Annotated in this window: 24 protein-coding genes; 14 read left to right on the forward strand and 10 right to left on the reverse strand. The window is 73.3% G+C overall.

Translation table 11 applies throughout. The features are described from left to right. Nucleotides 1-142: 142 nt before the first annotated feature. Nucleotides 143-1,813 (forward strand): FtsW/RodA/SpoVE family cell cycle protein, encoded by a 1,671-nt coding sequence (locus AB0O82_RS16295; RefSeq protein ID WP_363584109.1) that lies wholly within the window; start codon nt 143-145, stop codon nt 1,811-1,813. A gap of 193 nt (nt 1,814-2,006) precedes the next feature. Here the strand turns inward: AB0O82_RS16295 and AB0O82_RS16300 are convergent, their stop codons facing one another. Next, nucleotides 2,007-3,299: a YihY/virulence factor BrkB family protein gene (locus AB0O82_RS16300; RefSeq protein ID WP_363584111.1), complete on the reverse strand. Its 1,293-nt coding sequence runs from the start codon at nt 3,297-3,299 to the stop codon at nt 2,007-2,009. 178 nt (nt 3,300-3,477) lie between these two features. On the opposite strand from AB0O82_RS16300, the gene AB0O82_RS16305 reads away from it, so the two are divergent. The 11 genes from AB0O82_RS16305 (at nt 3,478) to AB0O82_RS16355 (ending at nt 13,413) form a co-directional block, all read left to right on the forward strand. After that, nucleotides 3,478-3,561 carry a putative leader peptide gene (locus tag AB0O82_RS16305; protein WP_347878562.1) on the forward strand — a complete coding sequence of 28 codons (84 nt, stop codon included), beginning with the start codon at nt 3,478-3,480 and terminating at the stop codon, nt 3,559-3,561. A 198-nt stretch (nt 3,562-3,759) separates the two neighbouring features. Further along, nucleotides 3,760-5,484 (forward strand): nitrite/sulfite reductase, encoded by a 1,725-nt coding sequence (locus AB0O82_RS16310; protein ID WP_363584113.1) that lies wholly within the window; start codon nt 3,760-3,762, stop codon nt 5,482-5,484. Continuing rightward, nucleotides 5,481-5,771, forward strand: a complete 291-nt coding sequence (locus tag AB0O82_RS16315) for a hypothetical protein (protein ID WP_363584212.1) — start codon at nt 5,481-5,483, stop codon at nt 5,769-5,771. Before AB0O82_RS16310 ends, AB0O82_RS16315 begins: the two co-directional genes overlap by 4 nt. Next, a complete protein-coding gene (locus AB0O82_RS16320; RefSeq protein WP_363584115.1) occupies nt 5,752-6,453 on the forward strand; it encodes a phosphoadenylyl-sulfate reductase in 702 nt (233 codons plus the stop codon). Before AB0O82_RS16315 ends, AB0O82_RS16320 begins: the two co-directional genes overlap by 20 nt. Before the next feature lie 34 nt (nt 6,454-6,487). Continuing rightward, a complete protein-coding gene (gene cysC, locus AB0O82_RS16325) occupies nt 6,488-7,084 on the forward strand; it encodes an adenylyl-sulfate kinase (RefSeq protein WP_363584117.1) in 597 nt (198 codons plus the stop codon). Then, nucleotides 7,081-8,040, forward strand: coding sequence for a sulfate adenylyltransferase subunit CysD (cysD, locus tag AB0O82_RS16330; RefSeq protein ID WP_363584118.1), 960 nt, complete (start codon nt 7,081-7,083; stop codon nt 8,038-8,040). Before cysC ends, cysD begins: the two co-directional genes overlap by 4 nt. A 2-nt stretch (nt 8,041-8,042) precedes the next feature. Continuing rightward, nucleotides 8,043-9,377: a GTP-binding protein gene (locus AB0O82_RS16335; RefSeq protein WP_363584120.1), complete on the forward strand. Its 1,335-nt coding sequence runs from the start codon at nt 8,043-8,045 to the stop codon at nt 9,375-9,377. A 195-nt stretch (nt 9,378-9,572) separates the two neighbouring features. After that, nucleotides 9,573-10,733: an aliphatic sulfonate ABC transporter substrate-binding protein gene (locus tag AB0O82_RS16340; RefSeq protein ID WP_363584122.1), complete on the forward strand. Its 1,161-nt coding sequence runs from the start codon at nt 9,573-9,575 to the stop codon at nt 10,731-10,733. A 211-nt stretch (nt 10,734-10,944) separates the two neighbouring features. Continuing rightward, on the forward strand, nt 10,945-11,748 hold the full coding sequence (locus tag AB0O82_RS16345) for an ABC transporter ATP-binding protein (RefSeq protein WP_363584124.1): 804 nt from the start codon (nt 10,945-10,947) through the stop codon (nt 11,746-11,748). Then, the gene (locus AB0O82_RS16350; RefSeq protein WP_363584126.1) at nt 11,735-12,673 is read left to right on the forward strand and encodes an ABC transporter permease; all 939 of its coding nucleotides are present in this window, start codon (nt 11,735-11,737) and stop codon (nt 12,671-12,673) included. The genes AB0O82_RS16345 and AB0O82_RS16350 overlap by 14 nt, the downstream gene beginning before the upstream one ends. 11 nt (nt 12,674-12,684) lie before the next feature. Then, entirely contained in the window at nt 12,685-13,413 is a 729-nt protein-coding gene (locus tag AB0O82_RS16355) for a sirohydrochlorin chelatase (protein ID WP_363584128.1), read from the forward strand. A 13-nt stretch (nt 13,414-13,426) separates the two neighbouring features. Here AB0O82_RS16355 and AB0O82_RS16360 read toward each other — a convergent pair whose 3' ends face one another. The 5 genes from AB0O82_RS16360 to AB0O82_RS16380 form a co-directional block, all read right to left on the reverse strand. After that, nucleotides 13,427-13,837, reverse strand: coding sequence for a PIN domain-containing protein (locus tag AB0O82_RS16360; RefSeq protein WP_363584130.1), 411 nt, complete (start codon nt 13,835-13,837; stop codon nt 13,427-13,429). Continuing rightward, nucleotides 13,834-14,055 carry a type II toxin-antitoxin system VapB family antitoxin gene (locus AB0O82_RS16365; RefSeq protein ID WP_363584132.1) on the reverse strand — a complete coding sequence of 74 codons (222 nt, stop codon included), beginning with the start codon at nt 14,053-14,055 and terminating at the stop codon, nt 13,834-13,836. The genes AB0O82_RS16360 and AB0O82_RS16365 overlap by 4 nt, the downstream gene beginning before the upstream one ends. A 183-nt stretch (nt 14,056-14,238) precedes the next feature. Next, nucleotides 14,239-15,753 (reverse strand): DEAD/DEAH box helicase, encoded by a 1,515-nt coding sequence (locus AB0O82_RS16370; RefSeq protein WP_363584206.1) that lies wholly within the window; start codon nt 15,751-15,753, stop codon nt 14,239-14,241. Nucleotides 15,754-16,144: 391 nt separating this feature from the next. Next, nucleotides 16,145-16,351 (reverse strand): cold-shock protein, encoded by a 207-nt coding sequence (locus AB0O82_RS16375; RefSeq protein WP_350881634.1) that lies wholly within the window; start codon nt 16,349-16,351, stop codon nt 16,145-16,147. Nucleotides 16,352-16,674: 323 nt separating this feature from the next. Beyond that, entirely contained in the window at nt 16,675-18,816 is a 2,142-nt protein-coding gene (locus AB0O82_RS16380) for an MMPL family transporter (RefSeq protein ID WP_363584208.1), read from the reverse strand. Between the two features lie 470 nt (nt 18,817-19,286). Between AB0O82_RS16380 and AB0O82_RS16385 the strand changes: the two genes are divergently transcribed. Next, entirely contained in the window at nt 19,287-20,180 is an 894-nt protein-coding gene (locus tag AB0O82_RS16385; protein ID WP_363584134.1) for an aminoglycoside phosphotransferase family protein, read from the forward strand. Nucleotides 20,181-20,463: 283 nt separating this feature from the next. Further along, nucleotides 20,464-21,480 (forward strand): polysaccharide deacetylase family protein, encoded by a 1,017-nt coding sequence (locus AB0O82_RS16390; protein ID WP_363584136.1) that lies wholly within the window; start codon nt 20,464-20,466, stop codon nt 21,478-21,480. 34 nt (nt 21,481-21,514) lie between these two features. Here AB0O82_RS16390 and AB0O82_RS16395 read toward each other — a convergent pair whose 3' ends face one another. From AB0O82_RS16395 to AB0O82_RS16410, 4 genes are all read right to left on the reverse strand, one after another. Beyond that, the gene (locus AB0O82_RS16395; RefSeq protein ID WP_363584138.1) at nt 21,515-22,216 is read right to left on the reverse strand and encodes an exonuclease domain-containing protein; all 702 of its coding nucleotides are present in this window, start codon (nt 22,214-22,216) and stop codon (nt 21,515-21,517) included. A 188-nt stretch (nt 22,217-22,404) separates the two neighbouring features. Continuing rightward, nucleotides 22,405-23,658 carry an iron uptake transporter deferrochelatase/peroxidase subunit gene (gene efeB, locus AB0O82_RS16400; RefSeq protein WP_363584140.1) on the reverse strand — a complete coding sequence of 418 codons (1,254 nt, stop codon included), beginning with the start codon at nt 23,656-23,658 and terminating at the stop codon, nt 22,405-22,407. Nucleotides 23,659-23,800: 142 nt separating this feature from the next. Continuing rightward, nucleotides 23,801-24,256, reverse strand: coding sequence for a GNAT family N-acetyltransferase (locus AB0O82_RS16405; RefSeq protein ID WP_363584142.1), 456 nt, complete (start codon nt 24,254-24,256; stop codon nt 23,801-23,803). A gap of 153 nt (nt 24,257-24,409) precedes the next feature. After that, a complete protein-coding gene (locus AB0O82_RS16410) occupies nt 24,410-24,859 on the reverse strand; it encodes a carboxylesterase family protein (RefSeq protein ID WP_363584143.1) in 450 nt (149 codons plus the stop codon). Nucleotides 24,860-24,915 lie beyond the last annotated feature (56 nt).

Raw genomic sequence — 24,915 nt, forward strand, 5'->3', positions numbered from 1 at the left:
CCGAGCCCGGAAAAAGCTTTGCCCAGGCAAAGTTCAGGCCTCGACGGCCCCCGGACCGCAACCGGCGCAGGGGCGTGTTCGTCTGGCAGGATGCACCGTCGGCGATACCGGCCACGCGGGTGATGACAAGGGGACGACAAGGGTGCAAAGCACTGCACGCGGCGAGGGCCGCCGGCTGGCGGCGCGCCACCGCAACATCGAGCTGGGCCTGCTGGCGCTCGCGGTGGCCGTCTGTCTGGCGGGGCACGTCGACGCCGATCTGGCGCTGACCGGCAAGATGCCGCCCGGGCTGCTGGTCCACGGCCTGGCGCTGGGCGGCCTGGCCGGGGCGGCGCACCTGGCGGTGCGGCGGTTCGCCCCGTACGCGGATCCGCTGATCCTGCCGCTGGGCGTCTTCCTGACCGGCTTCGGGCTGATGCTGCTGGACCGGCTGGACATCTCCTACGCGGCGGCGCACGCGAGGAAGGGCGACTACCAGAAGCTCCCGGCCGCGCCCTCGCAGCTGATGTGGGTGTTCATCTCGGTCGCGGTGGCGATCGCGCTGATCGTGCTGATCAAGCACCACAGGTTCTTCCAGCGGTACGTGTACCTGCTGATGACGGGGGCGCTGATCCTGCTGGCGGCGCCCGCGTTCTTCCCGGGCCGGGCGGAGGACTTCGGCGCCAAGCGCTGGATCCGCCTGTTCGGGCTCTCCTTCGAGCCGGACGAGTTCGTGAAGGTCGCGATCACGATCTTCTTCGCCGGCTACCTGATGGCCTCCCGGGACGCGCTCGCACTGGCCGGCCGGAAGATCTGGGGGATGACCCTGCCGCGCGGGCGGCACGTCGGCCCGGTGCTGGCGATCTGGGTGGTCAGCCTGCTGGTGCTGGTCTTCGAGCGCGACCTCGGCACCTCGCTGATCTTCTTCGGCGTCTTCGTCGTGATGCTGTACGCGGCGACCGAGCGCACCAGCTGGGTGGTGCTCGGCCTGCTGATGGCGGTCGGCGGCGCGGCCGTGGTCGGCACCGTGGAGCCGCACGTGCACGGGCGCGTCGAGGCCTGGCTGCACCCGCTCGACATCTACAAGGAGCACCACGACCCGGCGATCATCTCCGACCAGCCCGCCGAGGCGCTGTTCAGCCTGGGCACCGGGCACCTGACCGGGACGGGCCTGGGCTCGGGGCGGCCGTGGCTGATCGGCTTCGCCGGGCGCAGCGACTTCGTCTTCACCACGATCGGCGAGGAGCTGGGCCTGGCCGGGGTGACGGCGGTGCTGCTGGTGTACCTGCTGCTGGTCCAGCGCGGGCTGCGGACGGCGGTCGGGTTGACCGACCCGTTCGGCAAGCTGCTGGCGACGGGACTGTCGACGGCGCTGGCGCTGCAGGTGTTCGTGGTGGTCGGCGGGGTGAGCGGGCTGGTGCCGCTGACCGGCAAGGCGCTGCCGTTCCTGGCGGCGGGCGGCTCGTCGCTGCTGGCGAACTGGCTGATCGTGGCGCTGCTGATCAAGCTGAGCGACTCGGCCGGGCGCACGGCGCTGGAGCCGGCGCCGCCGAGCCCCGATCCGCTCCCGGCGCAGGCCGGGCCGGCGGGTCGGTCGGCGGCCCCGGGTGGTCCGGCCGCGATGGATCCGAACCCGAACCCGACCGCGCCGAGCGGCCCGAACCCGACGGCCCCGGAGCTGACGCTCCCACGCCCGGCCGCCCCGGGCCCGGATCCGGATCCGGACCGGACCGAGGTCAACCCGGCCGCCCCGCACCCTCCGGCCGAGCAGTCCCCGTACGGGTACCACCCGGCCCCGCCGTCCCCCTTCCCGCCGAACCCGGCGACCGCCTGACCCACCGCCTGACCCACCGCCTGACCCACCGCCGGGCCCCGGGCCGCCCTCTGGGCAACGGGCGACGGCGAACCGGCGAACCGGCACCAGGAGACGACGAACGGACGTCAGGAGACGACGAACGGCACAGGGCCTCCCCCGCATCCCGCGGGGGAGGCCCTGTGCCGTTCGTCGTGGTGCCGGAACCCTGCCCCTACTGCCGCTCCCACGGCGGCCGGGGCGGGTAGTCGGGCGCCCGCCGCTCCGGCGGCGGCCCGGACGGCCGGTCGCTGTCCGGCGGGGGCGGACCGGGCCGGTGGTGGGGCCCGCCGCGGGCGGTGAGGCGGCCGCGGACGTTGTCGGCGGCCAGGACGTCGGCCCAGCGCTCCGGGTACTCGGAGGGGACGTCGACGTCGTCGCCGTCCTCCTCGCCCCACTCCTCCTCGGCGCCTTCGGCGAGGCCGAGTTCGCGGGCGCGCCGGGCCCGTTCGGCGGCGCGCCGGGCGGCGACCTCGCGGACCACGGCGGCGGCGGCCTCCTCCTGGGCGCGCTCGTTCTCGGCGCGGGCGTCGGCGGTCTCCAGGGTGGGCCAGCGGCGGTCTATGGCGGCGTTCATGGCGGCGCCGATGAGGACGGCCAGGGCGACCACGAAGATCCACAGCAGTACGGCCACCGGCGCGGCCAGCGAGCCGTACACCGAGGGGACCTCGACCGAGCTGACCAGGTAGATCCGCAGGGCGACGCTGCAGACGACCAGCACCACGAGGGCGACCAGGGCGCCGGGGACGTCCTCGCGCCAGGGGGTGGAGACGGGGACGGCCAGGTGGTAGAGGGTGGTGAGGGAGACGATCAGCAGCACGATGGCGACCGGCCAGTAGGCGGCGCCGACCAGTCCGGCGACGCCGGGCACGGCGTTCTCGATGAGTCCGGGTCCGGCCATCAGCAGCGGCAGCACCAGGGAGCTGATGACGAGGGCGCCGAAGTAGAGGCCGAGGGACATCAGCCGGGTCTTGACGATGCCTCGCTTGCCGTCGAGCCCGTACATGACGGTGATGGTGTCGATGAAGATGTAGAGCGCTCTGGAGCCGGACCACAGCGACAGCAGGAAGCCGATCGAGACGAGGTCGGGCCGGGAGTGGGCGAAGACCTGGTCCAGCAGCGGCACCACGACCTCCTTGACGGACGAGTCCGACAGGACCGTCCCGGAGGCCGAGACGATGTCGTGCTTGAGCCGGTCGATGGTGCCGGCGCCGAGGAACTCGTCGAGGTAGCCGAGGGTGCCGGCCAGGCCGAGGAGCAGCGGTGGGATCGACAGCAGGGTGAAGAAGGCCGCCTCCGCGGCGAGTCCGGTGACCCGGTACTCGACGCAGGTGTTGGTGGTGTCCTTGACCAGCTCCCACGCCGTGCGGCGCCAGGCGGCCTGTTTGGCCGCGCGTCGGGAGCCCTTGCCCCGGCGCCGGGAGGGCCGTTCGGGGTTCGGTCTGCTCGTCTCGCCTGCTGCTTGCACGGGTCTAACGGTATCGGGCCGGGGCCGCGCGGTTGATCTCCCCCGGGGTACGGGCGCGTGGACGGACGTCGGGGCGGGGAGCGGCGGGGATCCCCGGCAGTCTCACATGTCGAAACCTCAGCGTCCGCCATCCGGATGTTAGTGGACCGCGAGTCCCGCGCCGTGCCAATCTCTTGCCATGCCGAGCGCCGGAACCACCCTAGTTGGTCGACTCCACGTCGATCTCCTTCGCGTGTCCAGCGCCATCTGTCCGGCGATCTGAGCCCACCCCGCCGCACCACCGCACCCGGCGCCACCCACCTCGCAGTCCCCGCTGGAGCGGACGCGCGGGCGCCCGGCCGGCCACGGTCACTGCTCTCCCCGGCCCTGGGAATACCCGCAGGTCACAGCAGCACCGCACCGCCACGCACCCCCAGCGACCCACCCGGCGTCAGAGCCATCTGCCCCGAAGGACTTCACCATGGCCACCACCCCCGAGACCGCCGAGCCCACGGCCGACCGCGCCGCCGCGCGCCGCCCCGCCGCGCCTCGCAAGGTGACCCGTCACCGCGGCGAGGGCCAGTGGGGCATGGGCCACTTCACCCCCCTGAACGCCAACGAGCAGTTCAAGAAGGACGACGACGGTCTCAACGTACGGACACGTATTGAGACGATCTACGCCCACCGGGGCTTCGACTCGATCGACCCCGCCGACCTGCGCGGCCGGATGCGCTGGTGGGGCCTGTACACCCAGCGCAAGGAGGGCATCGACGGCGGCAGGACCGCGATCCTGGAGCCGCACGAGCTCGACGCCGAGTACTTCATGCTGCGCGTGCGGGTCGACGGCGGCCGGCTGACCGTCGCCCAGCTGAAGGCGATCGCCGAGGTCTCCGAGCAGTACGCCCGCAACACCGCCGACCTGACCGACCGCCAGAACGTCCAGTACCACTGGATCCGGATCGAGGACGTCCCGGCGATCTGGCAGAAGCTGGAGGCCGTCGGCCTGTCCACCACCGAGGCCTGCGGCGACACCCCGCGCGTCATCCTCGGCTCCCCGGTGGCCGGCATCGCCGAGGACGAGATCATCGACGGCACCCCCGCCATCGAGGAGATCCAGCGGCGCTTCATCGGCAACAAGGACTTCTCCAACCTGCCGCGCAAGTTCAAGTCCGCCGTCTCCGGTTCCCCGCTGCTGGACGTCGCGCACGAGATCAACGACATCGCCTTCGTCGGCGTGGTCCACCCCGAGCACGGCCCCGGCTTCGACCTGTGGGTCGGCGGCGGGCTGTCCACCAACCCCAAGCTGGGCGTGCGCCTGGGCGCCTGGGTCCCGCTGGACGAGGTGGCCGACGTCTACGGCGGCGTCATCGGCATCTTCCGCGACTACGGCTACCGCCGGCTGCGCAACCGCGCCCGGCTGAAGTTCCTGGTCGCCGACTGGGGCGTGGAGAAGTTCCGCCAGGTGCTGGAGGACGAGTACCTCGCGTACCGGCTGGTCGACGGCCCCGCGCCGCAGGAGCCCAGCGGCCGCTGGCGCGACCACGTCGGCGTCCACCGGCAGAAGGACGGCCGGTACTACATCGGCTTCGCGCCGCGCGTCGGCCGGGTCGACGGCCGGCTGCTCGGCCAGATCGCCGACCTCGCCGCCGCGCACGGCAGCGACCGGCTGCGCACCACCGCCGAACAGAAGATGCTGGTCCTCGACATCGCCGAGGACCAGGTCGACTCGGTGGTGGCCGGCCTGGAAGCGCTGGACCTGCGGGTCACCCCGTCGCCGTTCCGCCGCGGCACCATGGCGTGCACCGGCATCGAGTACTGCAAGCTCGCCATCGTCGAGACCAAGGAGCGCGGCCGCACGCTCATCGACGAGCTGGAGAAGCGCCTGCCGGACTTCGCCGAACCGCTGACCATCAACATCAACGGCTGCCCGAACGCCTGCGCCCGCATCCAGGTCGCCGACATCGGCCTCAAGGGCCAGCTCGTCCCGGACGGCAACGGCGAGCAGGTCGAGGGCTACCAGGTGCACCTGGGCGGCGCGCTCGGCCTGGAGGCCGGGTTCGGCCGCAAGGTCCGCGGCCTCAAGGTCACCAAGGACGACCTGCCCGACTACGTCGAGCGCGTCCTGACCCGCTACCAGGCCGACCGCACCGAGGGCGAGCGCTTCGCCCAGTGGGCGGCCCGGGCCGGCGAGGAGCAGCTGTCGTGAGTGAGCGTGCCGCGCCGTTCTTCTGCCCGTACTGCGGGGACGAGGACCTGCGCCCCTCCGAGGCCGGGCACGGCGCCTGGGAGTGCCACGGGTGCCGCCGCGCCTTCCAGCTGAAGTTCCTCGGCCTGCTGTCCCCGACCGCCTCGACCGCCTCGACCGCGGCCAACTCGACCGCCTCGACCGCCTCGACCGCCTCGACCGCGGCCAACTCGGCTTCGGCCGCCACGACTTCGGCCAACTCGACTGCGAACGACGGGGGTTCGTCCGGTGACCAGCGCGAAGACTGACCACGAGGAGATAGCCGTCCGGGCCGGCCGCGAGCTGGAGGAGGCGACGCCCCAGGAGATCCTGGCCTGGGCCGCCGACACCTTCGGCCGCCGCTTCTGCGTCACCTCCTCGATGGAGGACGCGGTCGTCGCCCACCTCGCCTCCTCGGTGTTCCCCGGCGTGGACGTGGTGTTCCTGGACACCGGCTACCACTTCCCGGAGACCATCGGCACCCGGGACGCGGTGGCCGCGACCATGCCGGTCAACGTCATCACCCTCAGGCCGCTGCGCACCGTGGCCGAGCAGGACGCCGAGCACGGGCCGCACCTGCACGACCGCGACCCGGACCTGTGCTGCTCGCTGCGCAAGGTCGAGCCGCTCAACCGCGGCCTCGGCGGCTACGACGCCTGGGCGACCGGGCTGCGCCGCGACGAGTCCCCGAGCCGGGCGGACACCCCGGTGGTGTCCTGGGACGCCCGGCGCCGCAAGGTCAAGATCGCCCCGATCGCCCGGTGGACGCAGGAGGACGTGGACGCCTACGTCACCGCCCACGGGGTGCTGCTCAACCCGCTGCTGTGGGAGGGCTACACCTCGATCGGCTGCTCGCCGCTGTCCTGCACCCGCAAGCCCGCCGAGGGCGAGGACGCCCGGGCCGGGCGCTGGTCCGGCTCCGGCAAGACCGAGTGCGGCATCCACCTCTGACCCACCCCCCACTACCGACGAAGGACTTGAGACTGTGACAGCTCACACCCGGGCCGCCGACGGAGCCGCGGAGGCGGCCCCCGCGGCCGCCCCCTGCGAGCGCGGCGCCACCGTGTGGCTGACCGGGCTGCCGAGCGCGGGCAAGACCACGCTCGCCTTCGCGCTGGCCGGACGGCTGCGCGCCGAGGGCCACCGGGTCGAGGTCCTGGACGGCGACGAGATCCGCGAGTTCCTCTCCAAGGGCCTCGGCTTCACCCGCGAGGACCGGCACACCAACGTGACCCGGATCGGCTTCGTCGCCGAGAAGCTCGCCGCCCACGGCGTCAAGGTGCTCGCCCCGGTGATCGCCCCGTTCGCCGACTCGCGCGCCGCGGTGCGCGAGCGGCACGCGGCGGCCGGCACCGAGTTCCTGGAGGTCCACGTCGCCACCCCGGTCGAGCTGTGCGCCGAACGCGACGTCAAGGGCCTGTACGCCAAGCAGGCCGCCGGGGAGCTGGCCGGCCTCACCGGCGTGGACGACCCGTACGAGGCGCCGGAGAAGCCGGAGCTGCGGATCCAGACGCAGGGCCGCGCGGTCGCCGAGTCCGCCGCCGAGCTGCACGCCTTCCTGACCGAGAGGGGTCTCGCATGACCACCGCGACCGACGGCCCGGTCCGCACCGCCGACGCCCAGAACCAGCCGGCCAGGGGCCCTTTCGCGCTGTCCCACCTGGACGTGCTGGAGGCCGAGTCGGTGCACGTCTTCCGCGAGGTCGCGGGGGAGTTCGAGCGCCCGGTGATCCTCTTCTCGGGCGGCAAGGACTCCATCGTCATGCTGCACCTGGCACTCAAGGCCTTCCACCCGGCCGCCGTGCCGTTCTCGCTGCTACACGTCGACACCGGCCACAACTTCCCCGAGGTGATCGCCTACCGCGACCGCGTCGTGGCCGAGCACGGCCTGCGCCTGCACGTCGCCCACGTCCAGGACTTCATCGACGACGGCCGGCTGCGCGAGCGCCCGGACGGCACCCGCAACCCGCTGCAGACCGTCCCGCTGCTCGACGCCATCGAGACGAACCGCTTCGACGCGGTGTTCGGCGGCGGGCGCCGCGACGAGGAGAAGGCCCGCGCCAAGGAGCGGGTGTTCTCCCTGCGCGACGAGTTCGGCGCCTGGGACCCGCGCCGCCAGCGCCCCGAGCTGTGGTCGCTGTACAACGGCCGGCACGCCGTCGGCGAGCACGTGCGCGTCTTCCCGCTGTCCAACTGGACCGAGCTGGACGTCTGGCAGTACATCGAGCGCGAGGGCATCGACCTCCCGGAGATCTACTACGCCCACGAGCGGGACGTCTTCTCCCGCGGCGGCATGTGGCTGACCGCCGGTGAGTGGGGCGGCCCCAAGGAGAACGAGCCCGTCGAGCGGCGGCTGATCCGCTACCGCACCGTCGGCGACATGTCCTGCACCGGCGCCGTCGACTCGGACGCCACCGACATCCAGGCCGTGATCGCCGAGATCGCCGCCAGCCGCCTCACCGAGCGCGGCGCGACGCGGGCCGACGACAAGCTGTCCGAGGCCGCGATGGAAGACCGCAAGCGCGAGGGGTACTTCTAACGATGACCAGCACCACCCAGGAAGCAACCGCCACGTCGCTGCTGCGCTTCGCCACCGCCGGATCCGTCGACGACGGCAAGTCCACCCTGGTCGGCCGCCTGCTGCACGACTCCAAGTCCGTGCTCGCCGACCAGTTGGAGGCCGTCGAACGCGTCTCGCTGGGCCGCGGCCAGGAAGCGCCCGACCTCGCGCTGCTCACCGACGGCCTGCGCGCCGAGCGCGAGCAGGGCATCACCATCGACGTGGCCTACCGCTACTTCGCCACCCCCCGGCGGCGGTTCATCCTCGCCGACACCCCCGGGCACGTGCAGTACACCCGCAACATGGTGACCGGCGCCTCCACCGCCGAACTGGCCGTGGTACTGGTCGACGCCCGCAACGGCGTCGTCGAGCAGACCCGCCGGCACGCCGCCGTCGCCGCGCTGCTGCGGGTGCCGCACGTGGTGCTGGCCGTCAACAAGATGGACCTGGTCGACTACGCCGAGCCCGTCTTCGCCGCCATCGCCGAGGAGTTCACCGCCTACGCCGCCTCGCTCGGCGTGGGCGACGTGGTGGCCGTGCCGATCTCCGCCCTCGCCGGGGACAACGTCGTCGAGCCGTCCGCGCACATGGACTGGTACGGCGGCCCGACCCTGCTGGAGCACCTGGAGACCGTCCCGGTCGGCAGCGACCCGGGCGCCGAGCCGGCCCGCTTCCCGGTCCAGTACGTGATCCGCCCGCAGAGCGAGGAGCACCCCGACTACCGCGGCTACGCCGGGCAGTTGGCCTCCGGCGTGCTGCGGGTCGGCGACCCGGTGACGGTACTGCCCTCGGGCCACACCACCACCGTCGCCGGGATCGACGCGCTCGGCCGCGAGACGGACCTCGCCTGGGCACCCCAGTCGGTCACCGTCCGGCTCGCCGACGACCTCGACGTCTCCCGCGGCGACCTGATCGCGGCCGGCGTGATCCCCGCGCCCACCAGGGACATCGAGGCCACCGTCAGCCACCTCTACGAGCGCCCGCTGCGCGCCGGCGACAAGGTCCTGCTCAAGCACACCACCCGCACCGTGCGCGCGCTGGTCAAGGACATCACCTACCGCATCGCTCTGCCGACCAAGGCGGGCGACACCCTCGAACAGCGCTCCGGCGCCGAGGGGTTGAACGTCAACGACCTCGGCCACGTGGTGCTGCGCACCGCCGAGCCGCTGGCACTCGACGCCTACTCCGACAACCGCCGCACCGGCTCGTTCCTGCTGATCGACCCGGCCGACGGCACCACCCTCACCGCCGGCATGGCGGGCGAGGCCTTCGCGACCGTACGCGCCACCGAACCCGCTGAGGAGGACTGGGTCTGATGCCCAGCGAGGCGTTCTCGGACATGGACAAGGAAGGCGGCCGCATCGGCAGCGGCGTCCTCGGCAGCGGCCAGGGCGGCCTGACCCGATGTGCGGGCCGACAGCGCTGAGTTGCGACCCCCGGCCGCCCCGACGGGCGACCGCCACGTCCCCGAGACCGCCTCCTGACGGTCCGTCGATGAACAGGACTTCACCATGGCACCGAACCCGGCCCTCTCGCATACCCGTGCCCGCCCCGACGCCGGCCGGATCAGACGCTCCGCGGTGGCCGCGGTGGCCGGCCTGACCGCCGTGACCCTGCTGTCCGCGTGCAGCTACGGCTCCAAGGCGGACGACAAGAAGGCGGGCGCCGACTCCGCCGCCAGTTCGGCCGGCGCCTCCGGCGCGAAGCTGTCCGCGGACACCGTGAGGATCGGGTACTTCGCGAACCTGACCCACGGCACCGCCCTGGTCGGCCTCCAGGAGGGGCTGTTCCAGAAGGAGTTGGGCGCCACCCAGATCAAGACCCAGGTCTTCAACGCGGGCCCGTCCGAGATCGAGGCGCTCAACGCCGGCTCCATCGACATCGGCTGGATCGGCCCCTCCCCCGCGATCAACGGCTACACCAAGTCCGACGGCCAGTCCCTGAAGATCATCGGCGGCTCGGCCTCCGGCGGGGTCAAGCTGGTGGTCAACCCGGACAAGATCTCCTCGCTGGACGACCTCAGGGGCAAGAAGATCGCCACCCCGCAGCTGGGCAACACCCAGGACGTGGCGCTGCTCAACTACCTGGCCGGCAAGGGCTTCAAGGTCGACGCGGCGTCCGGCGCCGGCGACGTCTCGGTGGTGCGCACCGACAACAAGGTCACCCCCGACGCCTACCGGCAGGGCTCCATCGACGGCGCCTGGGTGCCCGAGCCCACCGCCTCCAAGCTGGTCACCCTCGGCGCGAAGGTCCTGCTCAACGAGAAGGACGTCTGGCCGGACAAGAAGTTCGTGATCACCAACATCATCGTCTCGCAGAAGTTCCTCAAGGAGCACCCGGACGTGGTGGAGGCCGTGCTGCGCGGCTCGGTGAACACCAACGCCTTCATCAAGGCCAACCCGGACAAGGCCAAGGCCGACGCCAACGACGCGATCAAGAAGGAGGCCGGCAACGCGCTGGAGCCGGCCATCCTCGACCCGGCCTGGGCCGACATCGACTTCCTCGACGACCCGCTGGCGAACACCCTCCAGGCCGAGGCCGACCACGCCGTCACCGCCGGGCTGCTCAAGAAGCCCAACCTGAACGGCATCTACGACCTCACCCTGCTCGACAAGGTGCTCGCGGCCAAGGGCCAGGGCCCCGTGGCGGACGCCGGACTCGGCGCCAAGTAGCGCCACCGGCTCCGAAACGGCACCGAGCGGTGCCGAGTAACGCCGAGCCGCGCCGAGTCCGCCCCAGACTCCGCCCCCGACTCCGCGGTCCGGACCCCCGCCCGCCCTGTCGATCCGCGATCGATGCCCACCGGGACGGGCGGGGCCGGGCCCCGGCCCCGCTCCCGCTCCGCCAGCCCTCAGCCAGACCACTCACGCAGGAGGTGCCCGGATGACACCGGCACTGACCACCTCGGCGGACACCGCCGGCGCCGACGCCGGCGGCGCCGCGCCCGCCGTCCGGATCTCGCACGTGCACAAGTCCTTCGGCCGCCCGGGCGCGCAGACCCACGTCCTGGACGACATCACCCTCGACGTCGCGCCCGGCGAGTTCGTCACCCTGCTCGGCGCCTCCGGCTGCGGCAAGTCCACCCTGCTCAACCTGGTCGCCGGCCTCGACCAGCCCACCGCCGGCGCCATCGAGGTGCCCGGCGGCCGCCCCGCGCTGATGTTCCAGGAGCACGCGCTGTTCCCCTGGCTCACCGCCGGCCGCAACATCGAACTCGCCCTCAAGCTGGCCGGCGTCCCCCGCCCCGAGCGCCGCGCCGAAGCCGAGCGCCTGCTCGAACTCGTCCGCCTCAAGGGCTCGTACGGCAAGCGCGTGCACGAGCTGTCCGGCGGCATGCGCCAGCGCGTCGCGATGGCCCGCGCGCTCGCCCAGGGCAGCCAGGTGCTGCTGATGGACGAGCCGTTCGCCGCGCTCGACGCCATCACCCGCGACGTGCTGCACGACGAGATCACCCGGATCTGGGCCGAGCGGCAGCTGTCCGTCCTGTTCGTCACCCACAACGTGCGCGAGGCCGTGCGCCTGGCCCAGCGCGTCGTCCTGCTCTCCTCCCGCCCCGGCCGGGTCGCCCGCGAGTGGCGGATCGACCTGCCGCAGCCGCGCCGCATCGAGTCCGCCGGCGTCGCCGACCTGTCCATCGAGATCACCGAAGAACTGCGTGGGGAGATCCGTCGCCATGGCCAGCACTGACAGCACCCCGGTCCTGGAGAAGACCGGCAAGGCCGGCAAGGCCGACAGGACCGACGGGGCCGCCGCCACGGACACCGCCGGTGTCGGCGCCGGCCTGGACGCCCTCGACGCCGTCTCCGCCCAGCGCGGCTCGCTCGGCCAGGCGCTGCGGACCAAGGCCCTGCCGCCGCTGATCGGCGTCCTCGTGGTGCTCGCCCTGTGGCAGGGCGCCTACAGCCTGCACCTCACCTCCGCCTACAAGTTGCCCAGCCCGACCGACGTGTGGCACTCCGCCCAGGAGCTCTGGTACCAGGGCACGCTGTTCTCGATCATCTGGACCAGCGTCTGGCGCGGCCTGTCCGGCTTCCTGCTCGCCGTCGTCATCGGCACCCCGATCGGGCTGGTCGTCGCCCGCGTCCGGCCGGTGCGCACCGCCATCGGCCCGGTCCTCCAGGGCCTGCAGTCGCTGCCCTCGGTCGCCTGGGTGCCGGCCGCGGTCATCTGGCTCGGCATCAACGACCAGATGATGTACGCGGTCATCCTGCTCGGCGCCGTCCCCTCCATCGCCAACGGCCTGGTCGCCGGCATCGACCAGGTGCCGCCGCTGTTCCTGCGCGCCGGACGCACCATCGGCGCCACCGGCCTCACCGGCGCCCGGCTCGTGCTGATCCCCGCCGCGCTGCCCGGCTACCTGGCCGGCCTCAAGCAGGGCTGGGCGTTCTCCTGGCGCTCCCTGATGGCCGCCGAACTCGTCGCCTCCTCCCCCGACCTCGGCCGGGGCCTCGGCCGGTTCCTGGAGGACCAGCGTGAGTTCTCCGACATGTCCGGGGTGCTGCTCGGCATCATCCTGATCCTGTTCGTCGGCATCGCCATCGAACTGCTCGTCTTCACCCCGGTCGAGCGCCGGGTGCTGCGCAACCGCGGCCTGCTGGCCGCCGTCAAGTAAGGCCGACGCCGATGCCCGCCCTCCTGCTGATCGCCCACGGCAGCCGCGACCCGCGGCACGCCGCGACCGTGGCCGCACTGGTCCAGGAGGTGCGGGCGCTGCGCCCCGGGCTGGACGTCGCCACCGCCTACCTGGACCACTGCGCGCCGCGCATCCCGCAGGTCGTCGGGCGGCTCGACGACGCGGTGGCCGTCCCGCTGCTGCTCAACCGGGCCTACCACGCCAAGCACGACGTCCCGGCCGCCCTGCGCACGGCCGGCGCGGCCCTGCCCGTCGCCGCCGTCCTGGGCCCGTCGCCGCTGCTGCTCGCCGCCCTGGACCGCCGCCTCGCCGAAGCCGGGGTGGACGTGCGCTCGGCCGCCGTCCGGGCCCGCACCGGCGTGGTGCTCGCGGCGGCCGGCTCCTCCGACCCGGCCGCCGACGCCGCCACCCGCGCGGTGGCCGCCGCGTGGCGCCGCAGCCGCGGCTGGGCCGCCGTCGAGGTGGCCTACGCCTCCGCCACCGGCCCGCGCGTGCCCGACGCCCTGGCCGCCCTGCGCGCCGCGGGCGCCGCCCGCACCGCCGTCTCCCCCTACCTGCTGGCCCCGGGCCTCCTGCCCGACCGCATCGCCGAGGCCGCCGCCGGAGCGGACGCCGTCGCCGCCGTCCTGGGCCCCGCCCCCGAACTCGCCACCCTCCTCCTGGAGCGCTACGACGAGGCGCGTACGGCTGCCACGATGCCCCGGACGCTCACCGCCTGACCACGGGGCCGACTCACTCGTGATCGAGGATGCTGTGCTCGCTCAGGTCGGCGGCGTGCCGCGCCACCGTGCGGTAGCCCGCATCGTCGTGGAGGACCGTGAGGCCGTGGTGCGCGGCCGTCGCCGCGATCATGAGGTCGACCGCGGAGGCACTACGGTGCTGCCCGGCGAGGGCCGTGCGCCGCTGAACCGTGTCGATCCAGCGCCCAGCGTTCTTCGGTACCGAGACGTCCGGGTACAGGTCGGCGAACATCTCGGTGATCTCGTCGTACTCCCGGCCGCTGCGCGCGTTGTGCAGAAACTCCGCGCGCTGCGGATAGCACGACGCGATCGACCCCGCGTCGATCGCGTCGTACCAGACGGCCAGGAGCTTGGGCTCGCCCAACAACCGGACGAGTCCGGAGGTGTCGAGGAGATAGATCACCGGGCGTCCTTCTCCGCTCGGTGCATCCGCTCTGCGTCCTCGACGGCTCCCCAGTGCCGAGCCCGCTCGAAATGCCGGCTGATCCGGGCAGCACGTTCCTGCCGCTCGGCGTAGAAGCGCAGTGCTAGGTTGACGGCGTCCTTCTTGGTCCGAACTCCGGCGAGCGTCATTGCTCGTTCCAGCGCGTCGTCATCGATGTCGGTCTGTGTCACGGACATCCGGATACCTCCGTCGATCGATGGTGGTGATGTACATAGCACTGCACATGACCAACATCAACGGAGATTCGCCCGGGTCGGACCGCCGCGGGGTGATGGTGTCCGTCGGACAGCCGGGCCCACGACGAGACGGCCCGGCCCCCTCGGTGCGAGGGGGCCGGGCCGTCGGGCGGTCGCCGGGGATCAGTCGATGGCGCGGCGCTGGCGGCCGGTGCCGTAGTTGGAGCCGGACTTGGCGCCGCTGCCGGGCTTGGCGCGGCCGGAGGAGCGGCCGATGAAGCCGGCCGCCTGGGGGCGGTCGCCCTGGGTGGCGGCGCCGCCCATGCGCTGCTTGGGGCGGGGGCGGCGCGGGTTGCCGTTCATGTCGACGTCGGCGGGCAGCGCGGAGCGCTTGCCGGGGCGGCGACGCGGGTTGCCGGACTTGGCGTCGGCCTTGGCGGCGGGGGCCTCGGCGGGCGCGGGGACGGCGACGGCGACCGCGACGCCGCTGGGGGTGCGGGCGCCGGTGATCTTGGCGAGGTCGGCGTCGCCGGGGCGGACCTTGGTGACGGTGGGGCGGATGCCCGCGACCGTCATCAGCCGGTTGACCTCGCGGCGCTGCTCGGGCAGGACGAGGGTGACGACGGTGCCGGACTCGCCGGCCCGGGCGGTGCGTCCGCCGCGGTGCAGGTAGTCCTTGTGGTCGACCGGCGGGTCGACGTTGACGACCAGGTCGAGGCCTTCGATGTGGATGCCTCGGGCGGCGACGTTGGTGGCGATCAGCGCGGTGACGTGGCCGTCGCGGAACTGGTCGAGGACCCGGTTGCGCTGCGGCTGGGACTTGCCGCCGTGCAGGGCCGCGGCCCGGACGCCGGTGGCGAGCAGCTGCTTGGTGAGGCGGTCGGCGCCGTGCTTGGTGTGCACGAACATGATCACGCGCCCGTCGCGGGAGGCGATGTGCGCGGTGGTGGACGCCTTGTCGGCCTGGTCCAGCTGGAGGACGTGGTGGTCCATGGTGGTGACCGCGCCGGCCGACGGGTCGACCGAGTGGGTGACCGGGTCGGTGAGGAAGCGCTTGACCAGGCGGTCGACGTTGCGGTCCAGGGTCGCGGAGAACAGCATCCGCTGCCCGCCCTCGGCGACCTGCTCCAGCAGCTTGCTGACCTGCGGGAGGAAGCCCATGTCGGCCATCTGGTCGGCCTCGTCGAGGACGGTGATGGCGACGTCGGACAGGTTGACGTCACCGCGGCCGATCAGGTCGTCGAGCCGGCCGGGGGTGGCGACCAGGACCTCGGTGCCACGGCGGACGGCGTTGGCCTGGCGGTTGATCGACATGCCGCCGACGACGGTGGTGATCCGCAGGTTGACGGCGGTCGCGTAGGGGGTGAGCGCGTCGGTGACCTGCTGGGCGAGCTCGCGGGTGGGCACCAGGACGAGCGCCAGCGGGTAGCGGGCGACGGCGCGGCGCCCGGCGGTGCGGGCGAGCAGCGGCAGGCCGAAGGCGAGGGTCTTGCCGGAGCCGGTACGGCCGCGGCCGAGCACGTCGCGGCCGGCGATCGAGTCGGGCAGCGTGGCGCCCTGGATCGGGAACGGCGCGGTGACGCCTTCGCGGGTGAGCGTGCTGAGGATGCCCTTGGGCAGGTCCAGTTCGGCGAAGGTGTCCGCCGGGGGCCGGGCCGGGGTGCCCTCGACGACGGTGAAGTCGGCGGCCTCGGGCACGGCGGCGGCGCGGGTGTTCTTGGGGGCGCCGGTGCGGCCGCGCGGCTTGCGGGCGCGCTCGGCGTCGCCGGTGGCGCGCGGGTTCTCGCCGCGGCGGGCGCGGTCGCCGGCGCCGGTGCGACCGGCGTTCTCGCCGCGGCCGGCGCCGGCGCTGCGGCGCGGGTTCTCGCCGCGGCGGGCCTGGTCGGTGGTGCGGGCGGCGCGGTCACGCGGCGGGCGGGCAGGGGTGGTCACGAAGTCTCCGTACGTCGGTCGGCAGCCCCGGGTGGGGGCTGGTCGGCCGTCGGTAGGAAACTCGCCGCCCCGGCCGTACGGCGGCATGCGCGGGGGCCCGCACCGTGTGGTACGGGCCCCCGCTTCGCGAGATCGCGAGTCAGCGTGGAGGCTGACGTCAGCCGATGACGCGGATGTTCTCGGCCTGCGGGCCCTTCTGGCCCTGGGTCACGTCGAACTCGACGGCCTGGCCCTCAACGAGCTCACGGAAGCCGTTGGCCTGGATGTTCGAGTAGTGCGCGAACACATCCGGGCCGCCCTCGGCCTGCTCGATGAAGCCGAAGCCCTTTTCGCTGTTGAACCACTTCACGGTGCCGGTAGCCATAACCGTCTCCTCAAAAAACTGGGGCATCAGGGATTCACACCGCGTGAACCCCGGAGTAGCCGCGATCCCCATCCGGAGACTGAAACACCGGACAAAACAAATGCGCCTGTTGGTTGGACCAGCAGGCGCACACATGCGTTCATGGGAACCAAAACTGCAACTGAGTCGACTGTAGCACGGCGACACCCCGATTGACCGGGGACTTTTGTGCTCAACAGATCACGTTTGACGGCCAGGGAAAGGGGGCAAGCGGCGCCCCGCCGAAGCGGGACGCCGCCTGTTTGGCGCGTCGGTCGGGCGTCGCCCGTGTCCGAACGAGGCGATCAGCGCCGTCCGGCCGGCTCCGGCACGCCGTACGCGTCCGCCGCCGGCGCCGGGCCGGCACCGAGGCTTGCGCCGTGGCCGTGCTCGGGGTCGGCGCCGTGGCCGGGCCACCAGGCCCGGTTTCCGATCAGCGCGGTGAGCGCCGGGGTGAAGAACATCGCCATCACGAAGGCCGCCAGCACGATGCCGAAGGCCATCGCGAAGCCGAACTCCATCATGAAGGTGTTGCCGGCGAGCATGAACGTCCCGAACGAGGCCGCCAGGATGAAGCCGGCCGCGGCGACGGTCGGGCCGGCGTGGCGCAGCGCCTCGCGGGCCGCCTCGCGCGGGCTGCGGCCCGCGCGGGCCTCCTCGCGCAGACGGGCGATGATCAGGATGTTGTAGTCCGTCCCGATCGCCACCACGAAGAGGTAGATGAGGATCGGCATCATGAACATCAGGCCGGTCTCGTTGCCGATCTTCTGGAAGATCAGCGTGGTGGCGCCCAGCGTGGCGCTGAAGCCGAGGCCGACCGAGGCCATCAGGTACCAGGGGGCGACCACGCTGCGCAGCTGGAGGGCCAGGATGAGCAGGATCAGCAGCCCGGCGATCGGGAAGACCAGCTTGTAGTCGTGGGTCATCGCCAGGTTGATGTCCTTGAACACCGAGGTGAGGCCGCCGACCTTGGCCTCGCTGCCGGCCGGGGCCTGCGCGTGGGCGACGGTGCGCAGCTCGGTCACCGCGTCGATCGCCTCGTTGCTGGTCGGGGCGTCCTTGAGCATGACGGTGAACTGGGCGGTGGCGCCGTCGGCGCTGATGCTCTTGGCGTCGGCGCTCGGCAGGTAGACCTTGGACACCCCGCCGACGCCCTGCAGCTTGTCGGCGTAGGCCGGGAAGGAGGCCGGGTCGAGCTTCTTGCCGTCGGTGCTGCTCAGGTAGACCTGGCTCGGGTCGGCGGCGCCGGCGGAGAAGCCCTTGGCCATCTTGTCCTGGACGACCATCGACTCCTTGTCCTTGGGCATGGAGCTGCCGGCCATGTCGAAGAGGCCGTTGTAGCCGAGCGCGCCCACGGACAGGGCGACCAGTACGCCGCCGGAGGCGACGGCGGCCAGCGCCGGGCGCTTCTGGACGACCCGGCCGAGCGCGGTGAAGCGCGCGGTGCTCGGCTCGTCCGTCCACTTCTTGCCGGGCCAGAAGACGGCGCGGGCGGGGATGACCGCGAGCAGCGCGGGGGCCAGGGTGAGCGAGGCCAGGGCGGTGACCACGACCGCGATCGCCAGCGCGGGGCCGAGCGCCTGGAACATGCCGAGGCTGGAGAGGATCAGCGCGGCGAAGGCGATGGTGACGGCGCCGGCGGCGGAGGCGATCGCCTCGCCGACCCGGCCGACCGCGTTGGCCACGGCGGCGTTGCGGTCGTCGCCGGCCCGCAGCCGCTCGCGGTAGCGGAAGGCGAGGAACAGGAAGTAGTCGGTGCCGACGCCGAGCACGACGACGATCAGGATCGCCATCAGGATGGGTGTGCTCTTGAGGTTGAAGATGTCGGTCGCGTAGTTGATCAGGCCGATGGAGGCGGGCAGCGCGATCATCAGCGAGACCAGGACCGGCAGCAGGCCGGCCAGGATGCCGCGGAAGATGATGCCGACGATCACGATGACCAGGAGCACCGTGGCCATGGTGATGATGCCCTCGGCCGAGCCGGAGGCTTCCTTCTGGTCGAGCGCCTGGGCGGCGGGGCCGCCGAGCTGGAACTTCAGGTCGGTGCCGGAGGCCAGTGCCTTGCCGTCGTCGCGGAGGGCCTTGGCGATGTCCGCGGTCCCGTTCTGGTCCTGCTGCTTCGACTTGTCGACGGCGATCATGGCCATCGCGTACTTGTGGTCCGGGGATATGCCCAGCTGGTCGGACGGCGGGATGATCTTCTCGACGCCGTCGATCTTCTTGGCCGTCAGGTCCTGGACGAGCTTGCCCATCGCGGCCTTGTCCGCGTCGGTGAACGCGGCGCCGTCGTTGCGCTCGAAGAGTGCGAGCGCGCCCGGGGTGAAGGCGGCCGGGAAGGCGCGCTCCTGCACCTGTGCGGCCTGGATGGACTCGTAGTGCTTGGGGAGGAACGCGGCTTCGTCGGTCTGCGAGCTGACCTTCGGCGCGGTCATGAGGACGGCGATCATTCCGATCACCCACGCGATGATCACCCACCACGCGCGGCGTACGACGAATTGTCCTAGTCGGTGGAACATGCTCGATGCCTCCTGGGCATGGTTCACCGCAGCCCTTGGGGGACGGGACGCCGGGCGACGGCTGGACCGGTGGGAGACGCGCGGCGGCGCTCCCTAGCCGGTCGGCAGGTAAGTGGATTTGGGCGTCATCCTACGAGTACTTGCTTGCCGCCCGGCAAGGAGCCCCCGTGGTCCAACCCCCGTCAGGCCGCTCCGAAGCGGCCCCGACCCAGTCTCTCCCGGGCGCACGCCCCTTGACCTCGTGCTCCGGGTGGAGACAGCTCCCCCTCAGGGTGGATCTCTCCCCTACCCCCTGGGAGGAGATGTCAGGGTGGGAGGGTAGGGAAAACCCCACCCCGGTCCGTCATGATGATCACCGTCCGGAGGCCTCCGGATGAACGCCGCCCCAACGGAGCACCGCCATGATCCCCTTCGACGAAGGCCGCGCCCGGCTGCTGCTCGCCCACGCCTGCGAGTCCGCCGGACTGCCCGGCCCCGGCGACGCCCGGCTGCTCGCGCTCGGCGAGAACGCCGTCTTCGACCTCGGCGACCCGGCCGTCGTCGCCAAGGTCGGCCGCGGCCCCGAACTGTACGAACGGGCGCGGCACGAACTCGCCGTCGCCCACTGGCTCGCCGCCCAGGACGTCCCGGTGGTCCGCCCGTACGACGCGGTGGAAGCCGAGCCCCAGCTCGCCCACGGGCACCCCGTCACCTTCTGGCACCGGCTCGCCCCCGCCGTCCGCCCCGCCCGCCCCGCCGACCTCGCCCCGCTGCTGCGCGCCCTGCACCGGCTGCCGCTGCCGCCCTTCCCGCTCGCCCACCGCGACCTGCTGGCCCCCGTCGAACGCTGGCTGGCCTCCGCCGAGGGCCACGTCGACCCGGCCGACGTCGCCTTCCTGCGCCACCGCCGCGACGGCTTCGCCGCCGCCCTGCCCGACCTCGCCCCGCACCTGCACCCCGGTGTGATCCACGGCGACGCGCTGCCCCGCAACGTCCACGTCGGCCCGGACGGGCCCGTCCTGCTCGACCTGGAGAACGTCTCGCACGACCTGCGCGAACACGACCTGGTGGTCCTCGCGCTCAGCCACGACCGGTACGGCGTGCCCGGCGAGGAGTACCGGGCCTTCGTCGAGGCGTACGGCTGGGACGTGCGCGCCTGGCCCGGCTTCGCGGTGCTGCGCGGGGCCCGGGAGACCGCCAGCGCCTCCTGGGTCGCCCAGCAGGTACCCGGCAATCCGGCCGCGCTGGCGGAGTTCCGGCGCCGGGTCGCCTCGCTGCGGGAGGGTGCCACCGAGGTGCGCTGGTACCCGTTCTGAGGCGTCGGGCTCCCGGGGCGTCGGGCTTCCGAAGTGGCGGGCTCCTGAAGTGCCGGGCCTTGAAGTGCCGGGCCTTGAAGTGCCGGGACGCCCCCGTCACGGCCCCCGGGATACCCGGCGGGCCGCGGGGGCGCCAACCCGGGCGCGTGTGAGAAGACTCCTACGGCGCTCCGGTCCGCTCCGCAACCGGGGCACGTACGCTCGGCGTCCTATCGGACAGTCATCCTGACCGAGGGATCGGCACCCGTCCTCTGCACCCCTCTGCACCACAGGAGCCGCCGCCATGCCCCACTCCGCCACCCGCCGGCCCTCCCCTCCGACCCGTACGGCCCTCACGGCCCGCCGCCGGCTGGTCGCAGGCTGCGTCGTGGCGGCCGCCACCCTGGGCCTGGCCGCGTGCGGCACCGCCAGCGGAGCCCTCCAGCCGACGGCCGGCGTCAGCACCCAGCCCCCGATCACCATCGCGCCGACCGACTCCCGGCCGACCGACGGCCCCGTCGCCACCGTCGCGCCCGCCCCCGGCTCCGACAGCGCACCCGCCTCCGCCGCCCCGCCGGCCGTCCCGAAGCCGCGCACGCCCAAGGCGCCGGCCGGGACGACCGCCGCGCCCCACAGCGGCACGCCGAGCGCCCCGGTCACCACCACGCCCGTAGCGACCACGCTCTCGGGCACCCCCGCGCCGCCGCCCGCGCCGGTCAAGCCGGGCACCGTCATCGGCTCCACCGCCTCCGGCGGCCACACCGTGGCGCTCACCTTCGACGACGGCCCCGGCCCCGCCACCGGCCAGATCCTCGACCTGCTCGCCCAGTACCACGCCAAGGCCACCTTCTGCGAGATCGGCCAGAACGCCGCCGCCAACCCGGCCCTGGTCAAGCGCGTCCTCGCGGCCGGCCACCGGCTCTGCGACCACAGCGTCCACCACCCGCAGCCGTTCGCGAAGCTCCCCCACGACAAGGCCGCCTACGAGATCTCCGCCGCCAGGGACATGATCGTCAAGGCCGGCGGCCCCGGCACCCGGGTCAGCTGGTTCCGCGCCCCCGGCGGCGGCTTCAACGCCGACAACGAGCAGATCACCGCGAGCCTCGGCATGTCCTCGCTCGGCTGGTCCGTCGACCCGCGCGACTGGTCCCGCCCGGGCGTGCCGGCCATCGTCTCCACCGTGCAGAAGCAGCTCAAGCCCGGCGGCGTGATCCTGATGCACGACGGCGGCGGCGACCGCACCCAGACCGTGGCCGCGCTCAAGCAGCTGCTGCCCTGGCTGGTCGCCCAGGGCTACACCTTCGACTGGCCGGCCGGCTAGGCCCCGCCCGGCCCGCCGGCCTCACCGGGGGCGGTCACCTCATCGGCCACCGCGGGTCGACCACGGCCTGCGGGTCCTTGCCGCGGCGCAGCCACGCCTGCAAGCCCTCGGCCCACTCCCGGTACCAGCCGATCTGGCGCTCGTGCAGCTCGGCCGGCGCGACGTCGCCGACCTCGGCCCGGTAGCGCTCGGCGAGGGCGACGGCGACCCGGACGGCCGCCAGCGCGTCGCTGCCCGCCTCGTGCGCGTCCGTCAGCTCGACGCCGTACACCTCGCAGACCCGCTGCAGGGTGCGCGAGCCCTTGCGGTACTTGTCCACCGCCCGGTCGACGACCAGCGCGTCCAGCACCGGCCCGACCGGGGCGCCGAGGCGCTCGGCGAGCGGCACCAGCCCGTACCGGCGCAGCTCGGCGTCGAGCAGCGACAGGTCGAACGGCGCGTTGAACGCGACCACCGGGCGCCCTGCGGCGAGCCGCTCGCAGAGCGCGCCGGCTATCTCCTCCACCGCCTCCTTGGCCGGCCGGCCCTTGCCGCGGGCCAGGTCGTCGCCGATGCCGTGGATCGCCTCCGCCTCGGCCGGGATCGGAACCCCGGGGTCGAGCAGCCAGTGCGCGGCCCCCACCCGGCGGGCCCCGACGGTGTCCACGAGCGCGGCCGTGACGATGCGGTCCACGGCCGGGTCGGTGCCCGTGGTCTCCAGGTCGAAGCCGACCAGTGGCTGCTGCCACCAGCTCATAAGGGGGTGTCCTTCCGTCCTGCCTCTCGAAACAGCCCCCATCATCACCCGCCCCACCGACATCCCGGCCGCCGGGGCGGTCGGGGTGCGGGCCGGTACGGCGGCGGACGGCCCCCTCGGTTTCGGCAGGTCGCCCCAACGGCGGGCGCCCGCGCCCCGGTTGGGCGACGGGCGCGCGAACCGGGGCGTCAGGTGGCGGTGAGGAGGGTGCGGCCGAGCCAGTCGGTGGTGTCGTGGGCGCCGGGGAGGACGTAGAAGTAGCCGCCGCCGGTGGGGCGGAGGTGGCGGGCGAGGGGTTCGGTGTTGAGGCGGGTCTGGACGGCTTCGAACTGGCGGGCCACGTCCTGCTGGTAGCAGCAGAAGGCGAGGCCGAGGTCGGGTTCGCCGTCGGAATCGAGGCCGCGGTCGTAGTTGAAGGCGCGGCGCAGGATGCGGCTGTCGCGGGTGCCGTCGGTGCGGGGGTTGGCGAGGCGGATGTGGGAGTCGAGGGGGATGACGGCGCCGTCGGGGTCGTTGCGGTAGTCGGGGGTGTCGGTCTCGCCGGCCGCCCCGAGCGGGGCGCCGTCGTTCTTGCGTCGGCCGATCAGGCGTTCCTGCTGCTTGAGCGGCACCTCGTCCCAGCCGGCGACGAGGGTGCGGATGGCGCGGATGACCTGGTAGCTGCCGCCGGCGGCCCAGCGCGGTTCGTCGCCGCCCTCGCCGACCCAGACGAGGGCGTCCAGCTCGCGGGCGTTCGTGGTGTCGGGGTTCTCGATGCCGTCCTTGAAGCCGAGCAGGTTGCGGGCGGCGCCGGTGGGGCGGGAGCGGTTCTGGAAGCCGTCGAGCTGCCAGCGCGGGCGGATCAGGCCGTTGGTGCTGCGCAGCAGGTCGCGGATGGTGTGCTGGACGGTGTCGCGGTTCTCGGCGCAGATCTGGAGCGAGAGGTCGCCGTGGCATTCGGCGGGGCGCAGCGCGTCGACGGGGAAGGCCCGCATGGCGGTGAGCCGGCGGGGGCGGTGGCGGGTGAGGCCGTAGCGGGTGTCGAAGAGGGAGGCGCCGACGGCGACGGTGACGGTGAGGTCGTCGGCGGGCAGGTCGGGGCCGAGGGTGCCGCTGTCGGAGGGGGCGGCGGCGGGGCCGAGGTCGGGCGGGGTGCCGCCGGCGGTGAGGAAGCGGATGCGGTCGGTGAGGGTGCGCAGGAGGGTTTCGAGGGCCTTGCGGTCGCGGGCCTTGACGTCGAGGGCGAGGAAGGTGCCGTAGCCGGGGGGCGGGTTGGTGATGCCGGCCTGGTGGAGGCCGTGGAAGTCGATGCGCCGGGTGGCGGTGCGGGGCGCGGCCTGGGCGGGGCGGGCGCCGGTGAGGGTGAGGGCTCCGGCGGTGGTGGCGCCGAGGGCGGTGCGCAGCAGGCCGCGGCGGGTGGCGCGGGGGTGTTCGGAGCCGGTGGAGTGCGGGCTGTCGATCATGGACGGGACGCTAACAAGCGGTCGGGCCCGGTGCTCGGGTGAGCGCCGCGCCCGACCGCCGGTCACCATCCGTCCGGCCTACTCGCGTCACCCGGGCGAGCGTCACCGGGCGCCACGCCCCGACCAACGGGCCGGCCCCGGTTCAGGCGGCGGGCTCGCGGACCAGGTAGACGTCGATCGGGTCCTCGTGGTCGAGGACGAAGCCGTGGCGTTCGTAGAGGCTGCGGGCGGGGCTGCCCTGGAGGACGTCGAGGCGCACGGGCTCGCCGGCGGCGTCGGCCTGGGCGAGGAGGTGGCGCAGGACGGCGGTGCCGAGGCCGCGGCCCTGGTGGGCGGGGGCGAGGTAGAAGTGCTCGATCCAGCGGCCGCCCTGCTCGGCGGGGCGGACGGTGACGGAGCCGGCGAAGGCGCCGTCGACGAGGATGACGGAGCTGTGGCGGCTGGAGAAGCCCGCCCGCAGGCGCCGGCGGACCCGGTCGTCGTCGTAGCGGCCGAGGCGTTCGAGGTCGGCGCGCAGGACGACGGCCTTGAGTTCGGCGACGGGTTCGACGTCGGCGGCGGTGGCGGGGCGCAGGGTCCAGGCGGGGAGGCTGTTCACGGCCCGCAGTGTGGCAGCGGCCGCACCGGCCTGGCCAGCGGGTTTCAGGGGCCGGACGCCGGGGCGGGGCGTGCCGAGGGGGCCGGGCGGTGGCCCGGCCCCCTGCTCCGGTGGGAAGGCGGGAAGGCGGGAAGGCGGGAAGGCGGGAAGGCCTCAGCGGGTGCCGAGGTCCAGGGCGGGGAAGGAGTAGTCGTCCCAGAGGGCGCGTTCGTCGTCGTGCGGGGCGTACTGGACGCTGGGGTTCAGGTCCCAGATCCGGGTGGCCCGCGCGTCGGCGGTGTAGGACGGCCAGCCCGGGTCGCCCTCGCGGGCGAAGGAGGCCCAGGCGTCGGCCATCCGCTCGGACAGCCGGGTGAGTTCGGGCCGCTGGGCGGCGACGGTCTGCGCGCCGCGCGGGATCGCGCCGAGGTCCAGGCCGCCGAAGACGAAGGGCAGTTCCAGGGTGTGCATGGCGCCCAGGTTCTGGGCGGCGGGCAGGCCGGGGACGTAGGGCACGTGCCAGTCGAACTGGTAGACGTGGGTGGGCCGCCAGCGGGACTGGGCCTCGGCCAGGCGCAGGGTGGGGATCCGCTCGGTCTGGTCGGTGAGCATCGCGTTCACCACCCGGCCCTCGGTGGCCCCGGGGGTGTCGCCGCCGCACGGATGGAGTTCCGGGTCTC

Source organism: Kitasatospora sp. NPDC088264 (assembly GCF_040685715.1).
Taxonomy (GTDB): Bacteria; Actinomycetota; Actinomycetes; order Streptomycetales; family Streptomycetaceae; genus Kitasatospora.